This window comes from Pseudomonas nitroreducens, assembly GCF_010994165.1.
Classification (GTDB): Bacteria; Pseudomonadota; Gammaproteobacteria; order Pseudomonadales; family Pseudomonadaceae; genus Pseudomonas; species Pseudomonas nitroreducens.
In genome coordinates this window covers 179153-196042 of the sequence record NZ_WMBX01000004.1, presented here as the reverse complement: position 1 = coordinate 196042, position 16890 = coordinate 179153, and the positions used below count along the sequence as shown (strand labels likewise).

Here is a 16890-nt window from a genome sequence, read left to right as displayed (position 1 = left end):
CACATGAGTGGAGTGGCTATGGGTGATCGGCACGATTATGTCGCCCTGGAATGGGTAAAAGGCGAGATTGCCGAAACGCTCAAGCAGGCGCGGCAAGCCCTCGAATCCTACGTCGAGAACCCCCAGGACCCGACGCGGATGGGCTTTTGCCTGGCCTACATCCACCAGGTGCGTGGCACCCTGCAGATGGTGGAGTTCTACGGCGCGGCCCTGCTCGCCGAGGAAATGGAGTACCTGACCCAGGCGCTGATCGACGGCAAGGTCTCCAGCCAGAGCGAAGCGCTGGAAGTGCTGATGCAGGCCATCCTGCAGCTGCCGGCGTACCTGGAGCGCATCCAGAGCGCCCGCCGCGACCTGCCGCTGGTCGTGCTGCCGTTGCTCAACGACCTGCGCACCGCTCGCGGCGAAAAGCTGCTGTCGGAAACCAGCCTGTTCTCCCCCGACCTTTCCCAGTCCTCGCCGGTGCTGCCGGTGGACGCCCTGGCGCGCCTGCGCACCGCCGAACTGCCGGCGCTGCTGCGCAAGCTGCGGCAGATGCTGCAGGTCGCCCTGGTCGGCGTCATCCGCAACCAGGACCTGCCGACCAACCTGGGCTACCTGGCGCGCGTGTTCGCCCGCCTGGAATCGCTGTGCAAGGACGCCCCGCTGGGCCGCCTGTGGGTGATCGCCTCGGCGATGATCGAAGGCCTGGCCAACGGCAGCATCGCCAACGGCACCTCGGTACGTAACCTGCTGCGCCAGGTCGACCGCGAATTCAAGCGCCTGGTCGACCAGGGCGCCGACGCCATGAACCAGGCGGCGCCGGAAGAACTGATCAAGAACCTGCTGTTCTACGTCGCCAAGGCCTCCGACCAGTCGCCGCGCGTGCGTGCGGTGAAGGACGAGTACCGCCTCGACGACGCCCTGCCGGGTGCCGCCCTGGTGGACGAGGAGCGTGCCCGTCTCGCCGGCCCTGACCGCGACGCCATGCGCTCGGTGGTTGGCGCTCTGTGCGAGGAGCTGGTGCGGGTCAAGGACAGCCTCGACCTCTTCGTGCGCAGCGACCGCAGCGGCGTGAACGAACTGGGTAGCCTGCTGGCGCCACTCAAGCAGATCGCCGACACCCTCGCCGTGCTGGGCTTCGGCCAGCCGCGCAAGGTCATCCTCGACCAGATCGAGGTGGTCAGCGCGCTCGCCCACGGCCAGCGCCAGCCCAACGACGCCACCCTGATGGATGTCGCCGGTGCGCTGCTGTATGTCGAAGCGACCCTGGCCGGCATGGTCGGCCCGAGCGAAGAGCCGGGCAGCGAAGAAAACGTCCTGCCGACCACCGATGTCGAGCAGATCCACCAGGTGGTGATCAAGGAAGCGCGCAATGGCCTGGAGCTGGCCAAGGACGCGATCATCGAGTTCATCGCCTCGCAATGGAACCACGAGCACCTGGCCCGCGTGCCGGAGCTGCTGACCCAGGTTCGCGGCGGACTGGCGATGATCTCCCAGGAACGCGCGGCGAAACTGCTGGAAAACTGCAATCGCTACATCCAGGAACAACTGCTGGTGCGCCAGGCCGTGCCGGACTGGCACAGCCTCGACACCCTGGCCGACGCCATCACCAGCGTCGAGTACTACTTAGAGCGCCTGTCGGAAGACCACAACACCCAGGGCGACATGATCCTCGACGTCGCCGAGGAGAGCCTGGACAGCCTGGGCTACTCGCTCAAGCCGCGCCCGTCTATCCTCGATGTCGAGCCGAGCGCCCACGTTCCTGCGCCCCTGGACAACCCGCTCGACGAGATCGACGTACTGGCCGCACAGCCGCTGGCCGAGCCGAGCGAAGCGGTCCCGGTGGAAGACGTCCCCGAGTTGGCCGCGCCGGTGGAAATCGCCGACAGCTTCGAGCCCGCGAGCCTCGATATCACCCCGACCGAAGAGCTGGCGTTCGAACAGCCTGCCGAGCTTGCCCCGACAGAAGAGCTGGCTCCGGTGGACGAACCGGTCCTGGACCTTGCCGACCTCGATACGCCCCAACCTGTTGCGGACAGTGAAGAGAGCTTCACCTTCGAATCGCTGGAGCCCGTTGTCGAGCCTGTCGCCGGGGAGCAACCCGCACTGCCGGCCGACTTCGACCTCCCGACCGAACTCGACGCCCAGCCTGCTGGCGAAGCCGAAGCGAGCTTCACCTTCGAACCCCTGGAGCTGGACTCCGGCCTGCCCGCTGCCGAGCCCAGCGCCGAACCGGGCGCCTGGACTCTCGACGAGGCCACGCCGCTGGCTGCCTCGGCTGAACTGCCCGGTGCGACCCTGGAGCCGGAAAGCCTCAGCTGGGATATCGAACTGGAGCCGGCCGCACCGATCACCGACACCACCCTGGCCGATGAAGGCTGGTCGCTGGACGACAGCCACAGGGCCGACAGCATCGAGTTCACTCTCGAAACGCTGGAAGAGGCGCCCGCGCAACCGCTGGCCGATGAGCTGAGCTGGAGCCTGGACGATGCCCTCCCGCTGGCCGAGACGCCGCGATTCGACGAGCCCGCGCAGGCGGAGCCGGCAACGACCGAACAATCCTGGGAATCGCCGGACCTGTCCGGCACCCCAAGCGAAGCCCCGGCCACTCCGGAACTGCTCGACGACTTCGCCAGCCTGCCGACGCTGGAGGCCACTCCGGCCCCGGTGGAGGAGCTGACCTGGGACATGCAGTCGCTGACCCCGGCCGGCGACAAGCCCGCCGAGGAAGACTGGTTCAGCATCGACCTGAGCCAGCCGACTGCCGAGTCGCCCGCACCGTCGCTGGAGCTGGACGAAAGCTTCGCCAGCCTGGAAACGGTCGAACCCGCACCGCTGGCAGCCCTGGACGACCTGAGCTTCGCCGCCCAGCCTGCCAGCGATGAACCGTCCAGCGCCGAAACCTCGCTGGTCAGCGATGACAACTGGACCCTGGGTGAGCTGAGCGAACCGACCGCGCTGGACGCTGGCGTCGACTTCAGCGTCGACGCGCCACTTGAGCTGGAAGCGCTGGAACCGCTGGTCGAGCCCCAGGCGCCCGCCGTCCAGGCCGAAGCCTGGAGCGACGAGAACATCGCCGAGCTGGACCTGCCGGAAGTCGAGCTGCCCAGCCCGCCGGCCGAGCCCGAAGTCGTCGCCGAGGCACCGGCCAAGCCGCTGTCCCTGGCCGAAGTCATGGCCGCCCCGGTATCGGCGATCAACCCGCCGGCCCAGGACGTACCGCCCAGCCTGCTGCCGCCTCCCGCCGATGAAGAACCCATCGACGAAGAGCTGCGCGAAGTCTTCATCGAAGAAGCCGGCGAAGTACTGGAAACCATCGGCGAGCACCTGCCGACCTGGCTGGCCAACACCGACGACCGCGACTCGCTGACCGAGATTCGCCGTGCCTTCCATACCCTCAAGGGCAGTGGCCGAATGGTCCGCGCGCTGGTGATCGGCGAGCTGGCCTGGTCCATAGAGAACCTGCTCAACCGCGTGCTCGACCGCAGCATTGCCGCCTCGCCTGCCGTGCTGCAGGTGGTCCAGGATGTGGTCGCGCTGATGCCTGAACTGGTCGAGGAGTACGCTGCCAGCGCCCAGCGCCAGCGCGACGACGTCGACCGCCTGGCCGCTACCGCCCATGCCCTGGCCAAGGGGCAGCCGGTGCCGCCGCCCGGTGGCGGGCTGCCGGAGTCGGCGCCGCAGGTCGAGGACATCACCCCCGAGCTGGCAGAGGTCGAGGAGATCGCTGCCCAGGCTGCCAACGAAGGGCTCGACGAGAGCCTCGATCCGCAGTTGCTGGAGATCTTCCGCAACGAAGCCGAAGCCCACCTGGAAACCCTGGTCGGCTTCCTCGCCGATTGCGCGCAGCAGCTGCCGCAACCGGTGACCGACGACCTGCAACGCGCCCTGCACACCCTCAAGGGCAGCGCGCACATGGCCGGCATCCTGCCGATCGCCGAAATCGCCACGCCGCTGGAGCGGCTGGTGAAGGAATTCAAGACCAACCTGCTGCAGGTCGATCTGCGCGAGGCGGAACTGCTGCACGCCGCCGAAGGTCTGTTCCGCGTCGGCCTCGACCAGCTCGTCGAAGGTCGCCCGCTGGCGCCCATCGAAGGCAGCCCGGAACTCCTGGCGCGCATCGCGCAGGTTCACCAGGAGCGCCTGGAGGCTGCCGAGGCCAAGCGCCGCGGTGAAAGCGGCGAGGGCAGCGGCAACGATCCGCAGTTGATCGGCATGTTCCTCGCCGAGGGCATGGACATCCTGCTCGACGCCGAGGATCTGCTGCGCCGCTGGCGCGAGCACCCGCAGGAGCGCCACGAACTGGGCGCCCTCTACGACGAGCTGGAAACCCTCAGCCGTGGTGCGCAGATGGCCGAGCTGCCGCAGATGGCGGAACTCGCCGATGCGCTGCTGGCAGTCTATGGCGCCGTGCGCCAGGGTCGCCTGGAAACCGGCGACGCCTTCTTCTCCGCCGCCGAAACCGCCCACGAGGCGCTGATCGGCATGATGGACCAGGTGGCGGCAGCGCTGCAGGTCAGTGCCCGCCCGGAACAGGTCGAAGCGCTGCACCGCCTGCTGGATGCACCGGTGCCCGCCGTCCAGGACGAGCCATCGGAAGAGGCCCCGGATGTCGAGTTCGTCGACCTGGAAAGCCTGACCGCCGATGACTTCCCCGCCGAAGACGAGGAATTCCTCCTCGACAGCCGCCCGGTGGACGACGACAACCTGCCCGACGGCCTGAGCTGGTCGCCGCGCAGCGATAACGACGGTGCCCCGCGTGGTGCCGCCGACGACGATGACGATGACGTCATCACCGCCGAAACCCCGCACGCCCAGCCCGCCCCGCAGCAACCGCCGCGTGCGCTGGACGAGGAAATGGTGGCGATCTTCCTCGAAGAGGCGGTCGACATCCTCGACAACGCCGGCCAGGCGCTGGACCAATGGCTGGCTTCGCCCGAGGGCCTCGCTGCGCTTTCGACCCTGCAACGCGACCTGCACACCCTCAAGGGCGGTGCGCGCATGGCGGAAATCCGCGAGATAGGCGATCTGTCCCACGAACTCGAATCACTCTACGAAGGCCTGCTGGACCACCGCTTCCAGCACAGCCAGCCGTTGGGCGACCTGCTGCGCACCTGCCACGACCGCCTGGCGACCCAGCTCGATCAGCTGCAGGCCGGCCAGGCGCTGACCGATCCGGCCGACCTGGTGCAGACCATCCGCACCTTCCGCCAGAATCCGGCCGCCGGGCTGGACGCACCGCAGGCGCTGGCTGCGCAGCCGCAGCTGGACGCTGCGGCGAATGAGAGCGAGGCCGAGGAGCTACTGGAAACTACTGCCCCGAACGATGCCGATATCGAGCTGGAACTGCCCGCCGAGGCCGAGCCGTTGGCCGCTAGCGCCGAGGAGCTCCAAGGGACCGATCTCGAAAGCACCGAACTTGAGAGCATCGATCTCGAAGGCACCGGGCTGCAATCCGAAGCCGAGCCGGAATCGGCCGCTGCGCCCGAAGAGATCGACCTGCAGAGCTTCCTCGAAGAGGCCGAAGCCGAGCCCGCCGAGGAGCCGGCTGCCATCGAGCCTGTCACCGCCGCCGCGGCGCCTGCCCCCGAGGCGACAGGCGTGCAGGACAGCGAGTACGAGCTTGACCCGGACCGCGACCAGGAACTGGTGGAAATCTTCCTCGAGGAAGGCTTCGACATCCTCGAAAGCTCCTCCGGCGCACTGACGCGCTGGATGGCCAACCCCGACAACAGCGTCGAGCTGGAAGCGCTGCAACGCGACCTGCACACCCTCAAGGGCGGCGCGCGGATGGCCGAGATTCGCCCCATCGGCGACCTCGCCCACGAACTGGAATTCCTCTACGAGGGCCTCTGCGGCGGGCGCCTGCGCGCCAGCCCGACGCTCTTCGAATTGCTGCAGCGTTGCCACGACCGTCTCTCCGAAATGCTCGAGGCCGTCCAACAGCACCGCCGGGTGCCGGGAGGTGAATCGCTGATTGACGCGATCCACCGATTTCGTGCCAACCCCGAAGAGCAGCTGAGCATCCCCAGCAGCGTCAGCCTGCACGCGATCAGCTCCCAGCCCGCCGCGCCCGAAGGCCCGGAAGCCGACATCCTGGATATCTTCCTGGAAGAGGCCGACGACCTGCTCGAAGGCATGGAGCAGGCACTGGGGCGCTGGGACGCCGAGCGCGAGAACGGCGCGCTGGATGAGCTGCTGCGCATTCTGCATACCCTCAAGGGTGGTGCGCGCCTGGCCGGCCAGACCAGCCTCGGCGACCTGGCCCACGACCTCGAACAGCACCTGGGCGAAGCCCAGCAGCAGGGCGCGCCCTGGCCGGAAAGCCTGTTGCTGGACGTGCAGTCCGGCTTCGAAGGCCTGCAGGCCGAGGTCGACCAGTTGCGCCTGCACCTGGGTGAAGTCTCGAGCGCCGAAAGCCAGTTCGAGGAAGCCATCGATGAAGAACCGGTCGCCGAACAGCCGGCTCCGGTGAATCTGCCGGTGCTGCCGGAAGCCATCATGGCCGCTGCCGTACCGCAGCGCCTCGATGCGCCGGTGGTGCTGCCCTTCGTTCGCCGTGCCCAGGAAGCCGCCCAGGAAGCCGCTGCGCGCCGTGCGCCGCAGGAACTGGTGAAGGTACCCGCGCAACTGCTCGAAGGGCTGGTCAACCTCGCCGGTGAGACCTCCATCTTCCGCGGCCGCGTCGAGCAGCAGGTGAGCGACGTCGGTTCGACCCTGGGCGAGATGGACGCGACCATCGAGCGGGTCCGCGACCAGTTGCGGCGTCTGGATACCGAAACCCAGGCGCAGATCCTCTCGCGCCACCAGGCCGACGCCGAGCGCGCCGGCTACGAAGATTTCGACCCGCTGGAAATGGACCGCTACTCGCAGCTGCAGCAGCTCTCCCGCGCGTTGTTCGAGTCCGCTTCCGACCTGTTCGACCTCAAGGAAACCCTGGCCGCGAAGAACCGCGACGCCGAGACCCTGCTGCTGCAACAGGCGCGGGTCAACACGGAGTTGCAGGAAGGCCTGATGCGCACCCGCATGGTGCCGTTCGACCGCCTGGTGCCGCGCCTGCGGCGGATCGTCCGCCAGGTGGCGAGCGAGCTGGGCAAGCAGGTCGAGTTCGTGGTCAGCAACGCCGAAGGCGAGATGGACCGCAGCGTGCTCGAACGCATCGTCGCACCGCTGGAGCACATGCTGCGCAACGCGGTCGACCACGGCATCGAGTCCGGCGAGGCGCGCCGCATCGCCGGCAAGCCGGAGCAGGGCACCATCCGCCTGACCCTGGGCCGCGAGGGTGGCGACATCCTCCTGACCCTCGCCGACGATGGCGCCGGCATCCGCCTGGAAGCGGTGCGCCGCAAGGCCATCGAGCGCGGCCTGATGACCGATGACAGCGAGCTGAACGACCACGAGGTGCTGCAGTTCATCCTCGAGGCCGGCTTCAGCACCGCCGAGAAGGTCACGCAGATTTCCGGCCGCGGCGTGGGCATGGACGTGGTGAACTCCGAGGTGAAGCAACTCGGCGGCTCCATGAGCATCCAGTCCAGCGTTGGCGAGGGGACGAAGTTCGACATCCGCCTGCCGTTCACCGTGTCGGTGAACCGCGCGCTGATGGTGCTTTCCGGCGAGGACCTCTACGCCCTGCCGCTGAACACCATCGAAGGCATCGTGCGGGTCTCCCCGTACGAGCTGGAGGCACTCTACGAACAGGCCGCCGCCGACGAGTCCGGCGCCGCGCCGAGCTTCGAATACGCCGGCCAGAGCTATGAACTGAAATACCTCGGCGACCTGCTCAACAACGGCCAGCATCCCAAGCTGGTCGGTCAGTCGCTGCCGCTGCCGGTGATCCTGGTGCGCTCGGCGGACCACGCCGTGGCAGTGCAGGTGGACGCCCTGGCCGGCTCGCGCGAGATCGTGGTGAAGAGCCTCGGTGCGCAGTTCGCCGGCGTCAGCGGCATCTCCGGTGCGACCATCCTCGGTGACGGTCGCGTGGTGGTGATTCTCGACCTGCTGGCGACCATCCGCGTGCTCCACGCCCAGCTCATCCAGCACGCGCCGCGCCGCCAGCTGGCAGGCCCGAGCGTGGCGGAAATCGAGCACCAGCGCCCGACCCTGGTCATGGTGGTGGACGACTCGGTCACCGTGCGCAAGGTCACCAGCCGCCTGCTGGAACGCAATGGCATGAACGTGCTCACCGCCAAGGACGGGGTGGACGCCATCGCCCAGCTGCAGGACCACAAGCCCGACATCATGCTGCTGGACATCGAGATGCCGCGCATGGACGGCTTCGAGGTGGCCACCCTGGTGCGCCACGATGAACAGCTGAAGGACTTGCCGATCATCATGATTACCTCCCGTACCGGCGAGAAGCACCGCGACCGTGCCCTGGCCATCGGCGTCAACCAGTACCTGGGCAAGCCGTACCAGGAGTCCGAGCTGCTGGAGAATATCCACAAGCTGGTGAAGGCCCATGTCTGAGCAGAGCACGCCGCGCATTGCGGTGATCGCCGATACCTCCCTGCAGCGCCACGTGCTGGCACAGGCGTTGGCCGGCCACGGTTACCAGGTGGTGCTCAACGCCGATCCGGCGCGCCTTGAGAGCGACCAGCTGGACGCCTGCGAGACCGACCTGTGGCTGGTGGACCTGGCGCAGCAGGAAGACTCGCCGCTGGTGGACAACCTGCTGGAGCAGTCGCGCGTACCCGTGCTGTTCGGCGAAGGCCACGCGCCGGAGCGGCATTCCGAACATTACCCGCGCTGGGAACGCCGGCTGGTGTCCAAGTTGCGCAAGCTGGTGGGTGACCCCAGCGCCGGCGTGGGCCGCAGCCTCGCGGCGCTGCTCGACGAAGCGCAGCGGCCCACCCGCGTGACGCTGCCCGATGACCTCGCCGCCTCACCGCTCAAGGCCGGTGAACCCGCCGCGCAGGTCTGGCTGCTCGCCGCCTCGCTGGGCGGCCCGGCGGCGGTGAAGACCTTCCTCGACGCGCTGCCCGGCGGCCTGCCGGTGGGCTTCCTGTATGCCCAGCACATCGATGCCTCGTTCGAGGCGAACCTGCCCCAAGCCGTCGGTCGCCACAGTCAGTGGCACGTCAACAGCGTGCGCGACGGCGATCCGGTGCGCTGCGGCGAAGTGGTGGTGGTGCCGATTTCCCGCGAGCTGGGCTTCGACGATTCGGCGCGCATGCACGTGCAGGACCGCAGCTGGCCGGAACCCTACAGCCCGTCCATCGACCAGATGATGCTCAATCTCGCGCAGCAATACGGTGAGCGCTGCGGCGTGATCGTGTTCAGCGGCATGTGCAGCGACGGCAGCGCCGCCGCGGCCTACGTGCGCCGCCAGGGCGCGCCGATCTGGACCCAGCGCGCCGACAGCTGCGCCTGCTCCAGCATGCCCGACAGCCTGCGCGAAGGCGGCTACAGCACCCTCTCCGGCGACCCGCGCGAACTCGCGGCGGCGCTGGTCAATCACCTCGCCGAGCAATGCGTCGGCGCAGTCACGCAGTGAGATAAGGCCCGATGAGTGATCTCCCCGTCGCCAATGCCGGCGTTGCCAATGCCGCCCCCAGCAGCCTGACCGGCCTGCTGGTGCCGCTGGCCGACCGCAACCTGCTGCTGCCCAACGTGGCCGTGGCCGAGCTGATCACCTACCGCGCCCCGCACCCGGTGGACGGCCTGCCGTCCTGGTACCTGGGCCAGGTGGCCTGGCGCGACCTGCGTCTGCCGCTGCTGTCCTTCGAGGCGGCCTCCGACGGTCAGGCCGAAGTCGGTTCCGGCGCGCGGGTGATCGTGGTCAACGCCCTGGGCGGCCGAGCCAATGTGAAGTTCTTCGCGCTGCTGGTGCAGGGCATCCCGCGTTCGCTGAAGGTCGGCAGCGACCTCAAGCGTCTCGACGTGCCGCTGGCTCCGCTGGAGCTGGACGCCGTAGACCTGGGCGATGCCCAGGCGCGCATCCCCGACCTGGTCGCGCTGGAGCAGAAGCTGGCCGACTCCGGCCTGATCTGAGCCGGCCATGAGCGGTGGCCTGCGCCTTGCCCAGCTGGGGGATCAACCCGGCTTCGAGGTCGCCGGCGCCACCCTTGGCGGTCACCGTTTCGAGCGCCACAGCCACGACGAATTCGTCATCAGCGCCAACCTGCGCGGCGAGGAAAGCGTCTGGCTGGATGGCCGAACCTTCGACGCCGGCCCCGGTTGCGTGACCTGCTACAACCCCGGACAGATCCAGGGCGGCGGCGTTGCCGAAGACCAGCCCTGGCAATTCGTCAGCCTCTATGTGGCCCCCGACCAGCTGGCGGCGATGCTCGGCCTGCAGCGCCTGGAGTTCGAACGCCCCACCGGGCGCCTGCCGGCCCTTGCCGGCGCCATGGCCGATGCGGTGGCGCGTGCGCTGGGCGACGACACCTTCGTTCGCCAGCGCGGCGAGGAACGCCTGACGCTGCTGCTCGCCGAGATCGCCCGTGCCATGGGCGTGCGCCTGCCGCAGCCTGCTGTCGAGAGCGGTGGGCGGATCGCGGACCTGCAGGGCTGGCTGGCGGCCGACCTGGCGCGGCAACCCAGCCTCGACGAGATGGCGACCTACCTCGGCCTGTCGCGTTTCCACCTGCTGCGCAGCTTCCAGAAGCAGGTGGGCCTGAGCCCCCGGCAGTGGGCAATGCAACTGCGCACTCGCCGGGCCCAGGCATTGTTGCGTGCTGGCCTGCCGGCCACCGAAGTGGCCCACGAGCTGGGCTTTGCCGACCAGAGCCACCTGAACCGGCATTTTCGCGCGGCCTACGGTGTGTCGCCGGGCAGCTTCCAGCGCGCCCTGCGCTGAGCAATCCGGTTCAAGTGCGAGGGCCGGTGCCCAGGCAAACTTGCCTCAACGTCACCCTGTTCGAGAGCTGATCCATGACCCTGTTCTTCGCCGCGTTGCTGTTCGGCATCGTCTTCTGCCTGTCTCCCGGCGCCGTGCTCGCCGAAACCCTGCGCCGTGGCCTGAAGGGCGGCTTTCGGCCTGCACTGCTGGTGCAGTTCGGCTCGCTGATCGGTGATGCGGTGTGGGCGCTGATCGGCCTGACCGGGCTGGCGCTGTTGTTCGGCCATGAAACCTTGCGCCTGCCGCTGACCCTGGCCAGCGCCGCGTACCTGGCCTGGCTGGGTGTGCAGAGCCTGCGCGATGCACGCGAGGTCGGCGTGGTGGAAGAGGGCGATACCGGCGAGCACAACGCCGGGGCTTTCGCGTCCGGGGCCATGCTGTCGCTGTCCAACCCGAAGAACATCGTCTACTGGGGCGCCCTCGGCGGCGCCATGGCCGGATTGGTCGATGGCGTGCCGTCTCTGGCGGATTCGCTGGTGTTCTTCGCCGGCTTCATGACTGCCTCGGTGCTCTGCTGCTTCCTCTGCGCCGGCCTGGTCGACTGGTTGCGGCGCAACGCCTCGCCGCGCTGGCACCGGGTGAGCCATGCGCTTTGTGGTGTGGTGTTGCTGGTGCTGGCGGGATTGGCGTTGCGGGGAATCTGAGTCGCCGGGCGCCCCGGGGCTCTTCGCGAGCAAGCTCGCTCCTGCGAAGAGCACACCCTGCTTACCGGCACCTGTAGCAGCGAGCTTGCTCGCGAACCCGCATGGCATCGGAGTTGCCGGCTTACCCTCTCTCTTCGAGAGCGGGCCGGCGCGAAGCCTCGACCTAGAAGTCGCCCCACAGCTGCTGCGCCACGCTCAGCGCCACCACGGGCGCCGTCTCGGTCCGCAGCACGCGCGGCCCCAGTCGCGCGGCATGGAATCCAGCTGATTTCGCCTGTTCCACCTCCGCATCGCTCAACCCACCTTCTGGGCCGATCAGGAAGGCCAGGCTCGACGGCCGGTCATGGCTGGTCAGCGGTTCGGCCACCGGGTGCAGCACCAGCTTGAGCTGCGCTTCGCAGCTCTCCAGCCATTCGGCGAGGGTGACCGGTGCATTGAGCACCGGCAGCACCGAGCGGCCGCACTGCTCGCTGGCGCTGATCGCCACCTGGCGCCAGTGGGCCATGCGCTTGTCAGCGCGTTCGTCCTTCAGGCGCACTTCGCAGCGCTCGCTGACGATCGGGGTGATCTCACTGGCGCCCAGTTCGGTGGCCTTCTGGATCGCCCAGTCCATGCGCTCGCCACGGGACAGGCCCTGGCCGAGGTGCACACGTAGCGGCGACTCGGCCTGGCCGGCGAAGGCTTCGCGCAGCTCCACGCGGACGTTCTTCTTGCCCACTTCGATCAACTCGCCCAGGTATTCCTGGCCGGAGCCGTCGAACAGCTGCACGGCATCGCCGACACTGTGGCGCAGCACGCGACCGATGTAATGGGCCTGGGCTTCGGGCAGCTCGTGCTGGCCGAGGGAGAGTGGGGCGTCGATGAAGAAGCGGGAGAGGCGCATTTTTCAGGGCTACAGGCGGCAGGCTAAAGGCGGACTAGTGTATCGCCTGCAGTCTGTCGCCTGAAGTCTGCCGCCGCTTTCAGCCCGGATCGCGATGCTCGGGGAATCGTTCGCTGACCGCCACGCTGACGCTGTCGCGGGTGGCGATGTCGATGCCTTCGCTGGCGACCTCGGCGAGGAAGTCGATCTGCTCGGGGGTGATGATGTACGGCGGCAGGAAGTACACCACGCTGCCCAGCGGGCGCAGCAGCGCGCCGCGTTCCAGGCCGTGCTGGAAGACTTTCAAGCCGCGCCGCTCCTGCCAGGGGTAGGCGGTTTTCGTCGCCTTGTCCTGAACCATCTCGATGGCGAGGATCATGCCGGTCTGGCGGATTTCCGCGACGTGCGGGTGGTCGGCCAGGTGCGCGGTGGCGCTGACCATCTTCGCCGCCAGGGCCTTGTTGGCTTCGATGACGTTGTCCTGCTCGAAGATGTCCAGGGTCGCCAGGGCGGCGGCGCAGGCCAGCGGGTTGCCGGTGTAGGTATGCGAATGGAGGAAGGCGCGCAGGGTGGTGTAGTCGTCGTAGAACGCCTGATAGACCTTGTCGGTGGTCAGCACCGCGCTCATTGCCAGATAACCGCCGGTCAGCGCCTTGGAGAGGACGAGGAAGTCCGGGGTGATACCAGCCTGTTCGCAGGCGAACATGGTGCCGGTGCGGCCGAAGCCGACGGCGATTTCATCGTGGATCAGGTGCACGCCGTAGCGGTCGCAGGCCTCGCGCAGCAGCTTGAGGTAGACCGGATGGTACATGCGCATGCCGCCGGCGCCCTGCACCAGCGGCTCGACGATCACCGCCGCGACTTCCTTGTGGTGTTGCTCCAGCGCCTGCTCCATCGCGGCAAACATCGTCCGCGAGTGCTCTTCCCAGCTCACGCCCTCGGGGCGCAGGTAGCAGTCGGGAGTCGGCACCTTGATGGTGTCCATCAGCAGCGACTTGTAGGTCTCGGTGAACAGCGCCACGTCGCCTACCGACATCGCCGCCACCGTTTCGCCGTGGTAGCTGTTGGTCAGGGTGATGAAGCGCTTTTTCTCCGGCTGGCCGAGGTTCTGCCAGTAGTGGTAGCTCATTTTCAGCGCCACTTCGATGCCGGCCGAGCCGCTGTCGGCGTAGAACACGCGGGAAAGTCCGGATGGCGCCAGGCGCAGCAGGCGCTCGGACAGCTCGATCACCGGTTGGTGGCTGAAACCGGCGAGAATCACGTGTTCCAGTTGGTCGACCTGGTCCTTGATGCGCTGGTTGATGCGCGGGTTGGCGTGGCCGAAGACGTTGACCCACCAGGAGCTGACGGCGTCGAGGTAGCGCTTGCCTTCGAAGTCCTCCAGCCAGATGCCTTCGCCGCGGCGGATCGGGATGACCGGCAGGCGCTCGTGGTCTTTCATCTGGGTGCAGGGGTGCCACAGCACCTCGAGATCGCGCTGCATCCACTCGGCATTCAGGCCCATGGCCGGCTCCTTAAATTGATGGCTCTTCTGACGGTCGGCTCGCTCTGGTCGGCAAGCCTATTCAATGCTCCTGAGATGAACAAGGACACGTCCTACGACACATGTTGTAGGCAGCCGACCAAGACAGCTATTCGGCTTTCGGGCGCTGACGTATGCTTCGCGCCTTTGCACCAATTCGGGGAAGTCTGGCGATGAAAATGGGATGGCTGCGCGCTGCCGCGCTGCTCGCTCTGGGCGTGTTCAGCGTAGTGGCGCTGGGCAAGGACAAACAACCGACCGCCATCGTGGTCGGCGGCGGACTCGCCGGCCTCTCCGCGGCCTACGAGCTGCAGCAGGCGGGCTGGCAGGTGACCCTGCTGGAAGCCAAGCCGCAGGTGGGTGGCCGCTCGGGCCTGGCCACCAGCGAGTGGATCGGCAACAAGAAGGCCCAGCCGACCCTCAACGGCTACCTGGACACCCTGAAAGTGAACTCGGTGCCGGCGCCGGAATTCGTCCGTACCCCGAGCTACCTGATCGACGGCCTCTACTACAGCAGCGCCGACCTGAAGACCAAGATGCCGGCCGTCGCCGCGGACCTCGAGCGCTTCGAGAAGTCGCTGAACGATCTGTCCGCCTCGATCGACGACCCGCTCAACCCGCTGGCGAACAAGACCCTGTTCGCCCTCGACCAGCTCACCGCCGCACGCTGGCTGGACAAGCTGAACCTGTCGCCGACCGCGCGCCTGCTGGTCAACCAGCGCATCCGTTCGCATTACGACGAACCGTCGCGCCTGTCGCTGCTCTACCTCGCCCAGCAGGGCCGTGTGTACCGCGGCGTCGACGACCGTGATCTGCGCGCGGCACGCCTGCCCGGCGGCAGCCAGGTGCTGGCCCAGGCCTTCGTCAAGCAGATCAAGACCATCAAGACCAACGCCAAGGTCACCGCGATCAGCCAGGACAAGGACGGCGTGACCGTCAAGGTCGGCCCCACCGGCTACAGCGCCGACTACCTGGTACTGGCCGTACCGCTGCGCGCCCTGGGCAATATCACCCTGACCCCGGGCCTGAACGAGAAGCAGCTGGCGGCGCTCAAGGGCACCAACTACGGCTGGCGCGACCAGATCCTGATGAAGTTCAAGCGCCCGGTGTGGGACGACAAGTCGCGCCTGTCCGGCGAGATCTACAGCGACCAGGGCCTGGGCATGATCTGGGTCGAGCCCGCGACCAAGGGCGGCGCCAACGTGCTGATCAACCTGTCCGGCGACAATGCCCGCGTGATGCAGGCCTTCGGTGACCGCCAGCTGTCGGAGCAGGTGCTGATCCGCATGAACAAGTACTACCCGAAGATGCGCGGCGCGTACGACGGCTATGAAATGCGCCGCTACAGCACCGACGTCGGAACCGGCGGCTCCTACCTGGCCTATGGTCCGGGCCAGATCAGCCGCTTCTGGCGCGTCTGGGAAACCCCGGTTTCCCGCGTCGCCTTCGCCGGCGAGCACACCGACGCGCTCTATCCGGGCACCATCGAAGGCGCCCTGCGCAGCGGCAAGCGCGCCGCCAGCCAGGTCCGCGACCTGTACGCCGGCAAGACTCCGGTGCTCGAAGGTGCGGCGCTGGTTGCCGACAACAAGCCGGCGGCCAGCGACAAACCGGCCGAGAAGGGCGAGAAGAAGGGCATCATGTCCTGGCTGCCGTTCTGATCCAGCGCGCTCCATCCACAATGCCGGCGAAAGCCGGCATTGTCGTTTCTGGCTCTGGCACGGCCGTTTCAGGAGATGACCTATCTTGTCAGTCGATGTTTCAAAGCAGATTTTTCTGCTTTTCTTCGATGGATTAGCCGCTAGTCTTGAATTCCCGTTTTCAAGGATGTGTATCGATGCAATGGCGTAATTCCCCCGCACGCTACGGACTGGTCAGCCTGTTCCTGCACTGGGGCAGCGCGCTGGTGGTCTTCGGCCTGTTCGGCCTGGGCCTGTGGATGCGTGAGCTGGACTACTACGACACCTGGTACCACCGCGCCCCGGAAATCCACAAAAGCATCGGCATCCTGCTGGCCATCGCACTGATCGTGCGCGTGCTCTGGCGCTTCATCAGCCCGTCGCCGCCGACCCCGGCCAACCACGGCAATCTCACCCGCCTGGCCACCAAGCTCGGCCACCTGGCGCTCTACGCGCTGCTGTTCGCCGTGATCATCGCCGGCTACCTGATCTCCACCGCCGAAGGCAAACCCATCAGCGTGTTCGGCTGGTTCGACGTGCCCGCCACCCTGAGCGGCATCACCGACCAGGCCGACATCGCCGGTGCGATCCACCTGTACCTGGCCTGGGCCCTGGTCGTCCTGGCCGTGCTGCACGCCCTGGCGGCGTTCAAACACCATTTCCTCGACCGCGATGCCACGCTGGTGCGCATGCTCGGTCGTGCCGCGAAATAACACCTCACCTCAAAGGGAGATTGCTTCAATGCTGAAGAAGACGTTCGCCGCGCTGGCGCTGGGTACCGCACTGTTCTCCGCTGGCCAGGCCATGGCCGCGGACTACAAGATCGACAAGGAAGGCCAGCATGCCTTCATCGAATTCCGCATCAAGCACCTGGGTTACAGCTGGCTGTACGGCCGCTTCGACGATTTCGACGGTGCCTTCACCTTCGACGAGAAGAACCCGTCCGCCGACAAGGTCAAGGTGACCATCAACACCAACAGCGTGAACTCCAACCACGCCGAGCGTGACAAGCACCTGCGCAGCCCGGACTTCCTCAACGTCTCGAAGAACCCGACTGCAACCTTCGAATCCACCGCCGTGAAGGCTGATGGCAAGAATGCCGAGATCACCGGCAACTTGACCCTCAATGGCGTGACCAAGCCGGTCACCATCAAGGCTGAACTGATCGGCCAGGGCGATGATCCGTGGGGCGGCTACCGCGCCGGCTTCCTCGGCACCACCACCCTCAAGCTGAAGGACTTCAATATCCAGCGCGACCTCGGCCCGGCTTCCCAGGAAGTCGAGCTGACCCTGTCGGTCGAAGGGGTGCGTCAGTAAGACGCAGGACTGCGAAAACGCCGGCGAATGCCGGCGTTTTCGTT

The 16890-nt window shown here is 67.2% G+C and carries 10 protein-coding genes; 8 read left to right on the top strand and 2 right to left on the bottom strand.

Annotated elements, in window-relative coordinates:
• Nucleotides 1-18 precede the first annotated feature (18 nt).
• From GJV37_RS18445 to GJV37_RS18425, 5 genes are all read left to right on the top strand, one after another.
• Nucleotides 19-8448, top strand: coding sequence for an Hpt domain-containing protein (locus GJV37_RS18445; RefSeq protein ID WP_170858005.1), 8430 nt, complete (start codon nucleotides 19-21; stop codon nucleotides 8446-8448).
• Entirely contained in the window at nucleotides 8441-9475 is a 1035-nt protein-coding gene (locus GJV37_RS18440) for a chemotaxis protein CheB (protein ID WP_054907836.1), read from the top strand. The genes GJV37_RS18445 and GJV37_RS18440 overlap by 8 nt, the downstream gene beginning before the upstream one ends.
• Before the next feature lie 11 nt (nucleotides 9476-9486).
• Nucleotides 9487-9972 carry a chemotaxis protein CheW gene (locus GJV37_RS18435; RefSeq protein WP_024766232.1) on the top strand — a complete coding sequence of 162 codons (486 nt, stop codon included), beginning with the start codon at nucleotides 9487-9489 and terminating at the stop codon, nucleotides 9970-9972.
• A gap of 7 nt (nucleotides 9973-9979) precedes the next feature.
• Nucleotides 9980-10780 carry an AraC family transcriptional regulator gene (locus tag GJV37_RS18430; protein WP_170858004.1) on the top strand — a complete coding sequence of 267 codons (801 nt, stop codon included), beginning with the start codon at nucleotides 9980-9982 and terminating at the stop codon, nucleotides 10778-10780.
• A 74-nt stretch (nucleotides 10781-10854) separates the two neighbouring features.
• The gene (locus GJV37_RS18425; RefSeq protein WP_024766230.1) at nucleotides 10855-11466 is read left to right on the top strand and encodes a LysE family translocator; all 612 of its coding nucleotides are present in this window, start codon (nucleotides 10855-10857) and stop codon (nucleotides 11464-11466) included.
• Nucleotides 11467-11629: 163 nt separating this feature from the next.
• Here the strand turns inward: GJV37_RS18425 and GJV37_RS18420 are convergent, their stop codons facing one another.
• Nucleotides 11630-12349 (bottom strand): 16S rRNA (uracil(1498)-N(3))-methyltransferase, encoded by a 720-nt coding sequence (locus GJV37_RS18420; RefSeq protein ID WP_024766229.1) that lies wholly within the window; start codon nucleotides 12347-12349, stop codon nucleotides 11630-11632.
• Between the two features lie 79 nt (nucleotides 12350-12428).
• Complete coding sequence (locus GJV37_RS18415; RefSeq protein WP_170858003.1) at nucleotides 12429-13832, bottom strand: adenosylmethionine--8-amino-7-oxononanoate transaminase; 1404 nt, start codon at nucleotides 13830-13832, stop codon at nucleotides 12429-12431.
• 191 nt (nucleotides 13833-14023) lie between these two features.
• Here GJV37_RS18415 and GJV37_RS18410 point away from each other — a divergent pair, with 191 nt between their 5' ends.
• The 3 genes from GJV37_RS18410 (at nucleotide 14024) to GJV37_RS18400 (ending at nucleotide 16846) form a co-directional block, all read left to right on the top strand.
• Entirely contained in the window at nucleotides 14024-15511 is a 1488-nt protein-coding gene (locus GJV37_RS18410) for a flavin monoamine oxidase family protein (protein WP_024766227.1), read from the top strand.
• A 176-nt stretch (nucleotides 15512-15687) separates the two neighbouring features.
• Nucleotides 15688-16242 carry a cytochrome b gene (locus tag GJV37_RS18405; RefSeq protein WP_037013760.1) on the top strand — a complete coding sequence of 185 codons (555 nt, stop codon included), beginning with the start codon at nucleotides 15688-15690 and terminating at the stop codon, nucleotides 16240-16242.
• A 28-nt stretch (nucleotides 16243-16270) separates the two neighbouring features.
• Nucleotides 16271-16846 (top strand): YceI family protein, encoded by a 576-nt coding sequence (locus GJV37_RS18400; protein WP_017520144.1) that lies wholly within the window; start codon nucleotides 16271-16273, stop codon nucleotides 16844-16846.
• The last annotated feature ends 44 nt before the right edge of the window (nucleotides 16847-16890 follow it).